A 6,747-nucleotide genomic window follows, 5' to 3' on the forward strand; every position below is an offset into this window, starting at 1 on the left:
ATCTCGTACTGTTTCAGGCGTGAACTCCAACCCGCGCAGTAGGAAGAATTCGGCAATGTCTCTAAAGCTCAGCTTGTAACGGAACCGACAGAGCAGCACTTGGAACACGATATTGGGGGGCACCTCGATGAAATTGAAAGGGGTACCGGTGCGTTCATTGCAGGTACGATAGCACGCCTTGCAGCGAAACATTGCGTAACCTAAGGATCGAGGATTAAATAACGTGTAATTCTACTATCTCTATCTGTAAGCTAGAGAGATAGGTGAGTAACGAGTGAATTGATGCAGCCCTACCCTACCCAAATAGAAGCCCAGATGCAACGGTTCTGTCGCAAAAAATCTTTTTAACACTATTTGCAGAGTTGTATTATGTATAATACAACTCTGCAAATAGTGTTTCCTAAAGTTTTTGCGACAGAACCTGTCCCCTTGACTGATTCCCTTCACCTGTCCTTTGCGAATCATACTCATTGCTTCAATTCCTCTGAGTGTTCGTCTTGCCGTGTTGAATGAGCCGAATCCCATCATCGGTTTCGTCAGCCGCTTGGTGTTCCGATGATCCTGCTCGATCACATTATTCAGGTATTTACTCTGCCGCAATTCGGTCTGGGCTGCCAGCGTTTCATCTGCTTTCAACGCTTCAATTGCCACTGGATAGGCAGCGTTCTTATCGACCGTGATTACCCGTGGAGTCTGAGTGTGAGTCGCCTTCAACACGTTGTGGAAGAATCGTGCCGCTGCCTTGCCATCCCGGTTTGCACTCAGCATAAAGTTCAGCGTGTTGCCCATTGAATCCACCGCTCGATACAGATATTTCCACTCCCCTTTGACCTCGATATAAGTTTCATCCACCCGCCACGAGTCGTTTGTCAGATTCAGATGCGGTCGAACTCGTTTGTCTAGTTCTGGAGCGTAACTCAATACCCACCGATGGATCGTGGAATGATCGACCTCGACCCCTCGCTCTGCCATCATTTCTTCCAAATCCCGGTAGCTCAGAGGATAGCGACAATACCACCGCACATTCAACACGATGATTTCTGGCAAGAAGTGCCGCCACTTGAACAGGGATTGAGATGCCATTTAGGGTAAGGAGGTCAGAGAAAATTGAGCCTTCCTACCTTCTCATTTTTGCGACACAACCCAAATCTACGTGATTTGTGTCACGTGATAGATTATTGGCGCAAGAAAAGATTGTAAATTTATAGGTGTGAATGACTGTATAAGTTCTTGAGATGAAAACCAGGAGTTTGATCTCATGGTCAAAAGATCTCTCCGGGCCTCGTCTTCTGGGATGCAACAAGCAAAGCGAGCTTTTACTTACAAAGGATGGACTCAAGAAAATCTAGCAGGGGAAGTAGGGTTAAAGACGCGCCAATCGGTTTGGCGTTTCTTTACGGGGCAGCCTGTTGAGCGGCAAACCTTTCAAGAGCTTTGCTCGATTCTAGACTTAGACTGGCGAGACATTGCGATCGATCCCCCCGCAGAATTTCCTGAACTTAGAGAGGTTACGATTGCACCAGTTACAGACATTAACACCCTAGTACGTCAGGTAAAATTGCAACGGCAGGATAAAGTCCAAGACCAGTGCGGTACCTTGCAGTTGTTGAACCTCAGCCACCCTGTCAAGATTGACGACCTTTACATCAATGTCAACATTCTAGAGGAAATTCCCAGCCAGCAGTGGTTGGAGTTGGCTGACCTGCAACGCATCACGCCCCAAGAGTGCACTCAGCTTGACCCAGGAGAAATGTCTCAGACTCAAATGGCAGGCGTGAAAGCCGTCGAAATCTACTCGAAGCTGCGAGTGTTGGGAAAACCGGGGGCAGGTAAAACTACTTTCTTGCAACATCTAGCGATTCGGTGCAACCAAGGTAGCTTTGCGGCTAATCGAGTTCCAATTTTTGTCAGCTTGAGGGATTTTGCTGACGAATCTAGAGCAGCAGATGAGTTGAGCTTACTCAGCTTTATTTTTGACGACTTTCGCACGTCGGGCATTTCAGACCTTTCTGTGCTTGAAACTCTACTGCAAGCGGGCAGGATGTTGCTGTTGCTAGATGGATTAGATGAAGTGCTTGAGCAAGATCGGAAAGCGGTTGTCAACGAAATTCGCCGACTTTCTGAAAAGTATCAACAGAATCTGTTTGTCGTGACTTGCCGCACAGCGGCTAGAGCTCCGAACCTTAGACGCTTCACCGATGTGGAAATAGCCCTATTTACGCAAGACCAGATTGTGGCATTTGCTCAAAAGTGGTTTACAGCGCTGACGAAGACCACGTTTCAAGCTGGGCAAACACAAGCCGTTCAGTTCGTTCAGCAGCTAGGCTTGCCTGAAAATATACCCTTCCGTAGACTTTCTGTGACCCCGCTGTTCCTCCATCTTGCCTGCTGGGTTTTCCAGCATCAGGGTAAATTTCCCGCTAAACGAGCAGAGTTTTATAAACAATGTTTAGAGCTTTTGCTCAACAAATGGGACGAAACAAAAGGCATTGAGCGTGACGAGATGTATCACGGCTTGCTATTGCCCCAAAAGCTCAAGCTGCTGAGCCAAGTTGCAACCGTCACGTTTGAGCAAGGGCATTACTTTTTTGAACGACAAGCCGTTGAGCAACAAATTGGGGACTACATCCGTGATTTACCCAATGCTGCAATCGAGCCAGAGGAATTGCAATTAGACAGTGAAGGGATACTCAAGGCGATCGAGTTACAGCATGGAGTGTTGGCAGAACGGGTGCAGGGGATTTTCTCCTTTGGTGATCAGATATTCCAAGAATATTTTACGGCTCGAAAAATTGTTGCCAGTCACAATCTGCACGCGTCCGATCGAGCATTAGAGCAGCTAGCTAGCCATGTGGCTGAGCCGCGCTGGCGAGAAATCTTTTTGTTGACCGTTGCGATGCTGCGAAGTGCAGATTCTCTCGTGCAGTTGATGAAGCAAGAAATTGATGCAATCGTAGCTCAAGACCCATATCTGCAAAAATTTCTAACCTGGGCAAGCTATCAATCTCTTACTGCCCAGTCTGCTTCCATCTGCGCCACCCACCCTCACAGCGCTCAACATGACTGGCACTTCAACCCAGAACAACAAGAAGTATTGCAGCAATACTATGGTGCCAATCAATTGTTGATCGATTGTCTCAACAGCAATTGTAAAGTGACCGCTGCTGTGCGGCAGGAAATTGAAACCGCTTTGTTATTACCTCAAAAAGAACTTGAGGAGCAGGAATGAAGTAATTCTAAGCAGCAATTTGAGTGATTTGTTACAGCTATGGATAGCGACAGCTTTTTACCTCGCCCCTTTGTTTGTGCAATCTTTTACCCTTTGTCCCTTGTCCTCTAGAGCGAAGTTTCTTCAGGCGATCGCGCAAATAGTTCTCCACTTTCAGGGCAAGGAACAAACGATTGATAGTGGAATTGAACAAACGTTTAAGAACGAAAAGATTGAATCAATTTCTTTAGGTGCGTTCTATGTCTACTTAGTGGTTTCTGCATGTAGGGGAGGCATGACTACTTTTTGGGCTAACCCCAGTACTTTCAAACTTTGAATCGCCCACCATGTAATATCCACCTGCCACCACTTCCAGCCAGCTTTTGCCACTTTAGGGTAAGCATGATGGTTGTTATGCCACCCTTCTCCAAACGTGAGTAAAGCTGCCCACCAGAGATTACGCGACCCATCTTCAGTTTCAAAAGTGCGATCGCCAATCAAATGCGTAGCTGAGTTGATCAGCCAGGTTGTGTGCCAGAGCAACACCACTCGCACAAACACCCCATAGACAACGAATGACCAGCCTCCCAGCGCATACAGCAGTAGTCCTAGCGGCAGTTGCAGCAGCAGGAAATAGCGATCGAGCCAGGTGTAAAACGGATCGCGTGCTAAGTCAGGTGCATACTTACGATAGGTTTCGGTTGCAAAAAATTCAGGGCGGGGGTACATAATCCAAAGCATGTGACTCCACCAAAAACCCCGTCGAGCGGAGTAAGGATCTTTATCAACATCTTCGGTAAAGGCATGATGTAAACGATGTCCAGCGACCCAAAAGATGGGACCACCCTGTAGGGCAAGTGCCCCTAGAAGCGCGAAGGTATGTTCTAGTGCCTTGGGAACCTGGAGGCTACGATGCGTTAGCAAACGGTGATAGCCCAGACAAATGCCAATGCTGCCAAAAAGCCAATGAAGCGCGATCGTCACCCCCAAAGCAGACCAAGAGAAAAACCAGGGTGCAAGCAGCGCTAGAGCATGAACAGTACTAAAAAAGGCGACATTCCTCCAGCTTAATATAAGCGGTTGCTCGCCTGTTGAGGCAGAGCTTAACGAGTGAACAGTCACAAATTCTCCTTCAAAATTCCTTAAAAATGATTCTGGTGTAAAAACTACATGCTGTACTGCTTGAGGCGAATGGGTAATTCAGCAGCCAATCAGCAAGTGTAGAGTAAACAGCAGTGATGTTATAGCGAAACGCAGAATCAAGAGTTTGTTAACACGATGATTGATGCAACTAGAAGCCTGGTTAACAGCTTTGATTTTGAATCAAGCTGCACGCAAATCTGCCTCATTGAGCAATACCATCGTTTCTGCCCCCACTCTGCCAAAATCAGGATTTAGCCCCAGTGGCATCTCGACAAGATACGCCCAAGTTCCAGCGTTGGGTTTGTAGCTTCGCACAATTCCCTCTCCACCAACAAAGCTAACCCTTTGCATGGGACGAAACATAGGTCGCCTGATTAAGGTTGCAGTCATCTGCAGAGCTCCTCTAAATTCTGGTTCGATGCTTTCTACTAAAACAGAAAGCATCAAATGCGTTTTGTATCTTCTTGGGTAAAGAAGTCAAACACTATCTGCAACTTTTGAATGTTTTAGCGATGTTTGTATAACTTATACACAAGTAAAACACTCAATTGGACAGGATCTTTAACAGCAAAGCGTCATACTTATTCTTGGACATCAATGGTCATAACGCTCTACAACACTCATTACGATGACTCAAGTTCTGGATAGTCTGCCTGCTGACAGTGCTAACCGCATTCTCTGCTGCTATGTGAATGACACTCACAAGCTGAAGATTGCCCGAATCACAAACATCTCAAATTGGTACTTTGAGCGTATTGTTTTTCCAAGAGAAAGGCTTTTGTTTGAAGCAGTACCAGAGGCTCAGCTCGAAATATACGTTTCGGGGTTTTCTACTGCTGCTCTAATCGAGGTCATGAATTGCGATCGCTTGGTTGTTAAAAGCCCACAAGCTCAACAAGACTGCCTTGTTCAGCACAACTAAAGCTTACGTCGTTCGGGTATCTCTTACTTCAACTAGTTAACAACTTCTAGCAAATGCAGTTAATCAGTTCTGAACAACAATACATTCCTACTAGCCAACCAGCCAATGAGCAGTGGAAACAAACCCTTGCCCTTGAAAAAGAAGATGAAATTGTGCTACTGCGCGAACAGATTAATTCCCTTAAGCAATACTTATCTGAGCAGTTACAGCAACAGCAAGTGATAGAGCAAGATTTACACTATGCTAGACAAGAATTAGAACTGGTGAACGCAGAAATTCAGCTCATGGTTGAAGCAAAATGCTTGTTTTTTGAAGAAATCAAGGAATGTATGAGGACGCTTCCAAACAATGGAAAAGCTAGCAAAGAGGCGTTCTTGAGATTATGTAGCAAATTCTATAATGAAATCAATTTTTCTAAAGAATCAGAACCTATCGAGGCTATCTTTAATTGTAGAACGGATTAACGACAACTAACCCGCCCTACTTAAGAGGTTAATGCTTCAGTTGAGCCTAACCCATCCTGCGTTCAAGTATGCTTGATGATTTAGTAACCGCGAGAGAAGCTATCTCGGCGATTGCCACCACCAGATGAATTTCTGTCTTCACGGGGTTTAGCTTTATTGACCTTGAGATCGCGCCCCATCCACTCAGCACCGTCTAGGGCATCAATGGCAGCCTGTTCTTCAGTCTCTGTCCCCATTTCTACAAAACCGAAACCACGTAGCCGACCCGTCTCACGATCGGTCGGGAGCTGAACCCGCTTGACTGAACCGTATTCTGCAAACACAGCCGTCATATCAGCTTCTGTAACCTCATAGGACAGGTTACCCACGTAAATTGACATAAACTAATCTCCAAAAAAGGAATGTAGAGAGTGAGATTTCGGAGAGAAGCCCGTCAATACCAAATGTATAAAAACGTTCAATAGTTGAAACAAACACTACAACCGATTCTTAGTCCCGACTACCATCATAGCGCTTTAAAGAATAGTCGGTGCTTTAATTGTTATGTTGTTCTCACTACCGTTCAACAAATCGTTCAAAAACCATAAGCTTCTGATCACTCAGGCTGAATGCTTAGTAATGGAAGTTCAAGCGTGAAGTGGAGCTGTCCTGCTGTGGTTTCGACGGCGATCTGACTGTCTAGCTGTTGGATGAGCTTCTGTACTAGTGCTAATCCTAATCCGGTGCCACCTTGCTTCCAGGGATCAGCATTTGGAATTCGATAGAACTTATCAAAAATATGAGTGAGTTCATTGGCAGAAATTTTTTCGCTTGTGTTGCTGATTTGAATTTGCATTGAGTTTGCCTGCGATTGGATTGTGACTGTAATTTGTCCGTTCTGAGGCGTGTATTTGCAGGGGCGTTGTTGCATGGAGGAGTTGCGGATAGGCGAGGTGATAGGTTTGAAGTACCACCAACAAACCTTCACAGCAATGAGCTACCGTATCCGCAACTGGTCTGAGTATAACGCT

At 45.8% G+C, this 6,747-nt stretch carries 7 protein-coding genes and 1 pseudogene; 3 read left to right on the forward strand and 5 right to left on the reverse strand.

Features of this window, described 5'->3' with window-relative positions; genetic code table 11:
• Positions 1-423: 423 nt before the first annotated feature.
• A pseudogene (locus H6F93_RS09810) lies at positions 424-1,083 on the reverse strand (IS6 family transposase); the annotation flags it as partial.
• A gap of 175 nt (positions 1,084-1,258) precedes the next feature.
• On the opposite strand from H6F93_RS09810, the gene H6F93_RS09815 reads away from it, so the two are divergent.
• The gene (locus tag H6F93_RS09815; protein WP_190680281.1) at positions 1,259-3,229 is read left to right on the forward strand and encodes an NACHT domain-containing protein; all 1,971 of its coding nucleotides are present in this window, start codon (positions 1,259-1,261) and stop codon (positions 3,227-3,229) included.
• Between the two features lie 243 nt (positions 3,230-3,472).
• On the opposite strand, the gene H6F93_RS09820 is transcribed toward H6F93_RS09815, so the two are convergent.
• Positions 3,473-4,330 (reverse strand): fatty acid desaturase, encoded by an 858-nt coding sequence (locus tag H6F93_RS09820; protein ID WP_190680282.1) that lies wholly within the window; start codon positions 4,328-4,330, stop codon positions 3,473-3,475.
• 201 nt (positions 4,331-4,531) lie between these two features.
• Positions 4,532-4,741, reverse strand: a complete 210-nt coding sequence (locus tag H6F93_RS09825; protein WP_190680283.1) for a hypothetical protein — start codon at positions 4,739-4,741, stop codon at positions 4,532-4,534.
• A 238-nt stretch (positions 4,742-4,979) separates the two neighbouring features.
• On the opposite strand from H6F93_RS09825, the gene H6F93_RS09830 reads away from it, so the two are divergent.
• Together H6F93_RS09830 and H6F93_RS09835 are read left to right on the forward strand one after the other, a co-directional pair.
• Entirely contained in the window at positions 4,980-5,273 is a 294-nt protein-coding gene (locus H6F93_RS09830; protein ID WP_190680284.1) for a DUF1830 domain-containing protein, read from the forward strand.
• Between the two features lie 53 nt (positions 5,274-5,326).
• Entirely contained in the window at positions 5,327-5,737 is a 411-nt protein-coding gene (locus H6F93_RS09835; RefSeq protein WP_190680285.1) for a hypothetical protein, read from the forward strand.
• Positions 5,738-5,817: 80 nt separating this feature from the next.
• Here H6F93_RS09835 and rbp read toward each other — a convergent pair whose 3' ends face one another.
• Together rbp and H6F93_RS09845 are read right to left on the reverse strand one after the other, a co-directional pair.
• A complete protein-coding gene (gene rbp / locus H6F93_RS09840) occupies positions 5,818-6,117 on the reverse strand; it encodes an RNA-binding regulator (RefSeq protein ID WP_190646351.1) in 300 nt (99 codons plus the stop codon).
• A gap of 215 nt (positions 6,118-6,332) precedes the next feature.
• Positions 6,333-6,647 carry an ATP-binding protein gene (locus H6F93_RS09845; protein ID WP_190680286.1) on the reverse strand — a complete coding sequence of 105 codons (315 nt, stop codon included), beginning with the start codon at positions 6,645-6,647 and terminating at the stop codon, positions 6,333-6,335.
• Positions 6,648-6,747: the final 100 nt, after the last annotated feature.

The sequence above is a fragment of the Leptolyngbya sp. FACHB-671 genome (genome assembly GCF_014695745.1).
In the GTDB taxonomy this organism is placed as follows: Bacteria; Cyanobacteriota; Cyanobacteriia; order Elainellales; family Elainellaceae; genus JAAUTN01.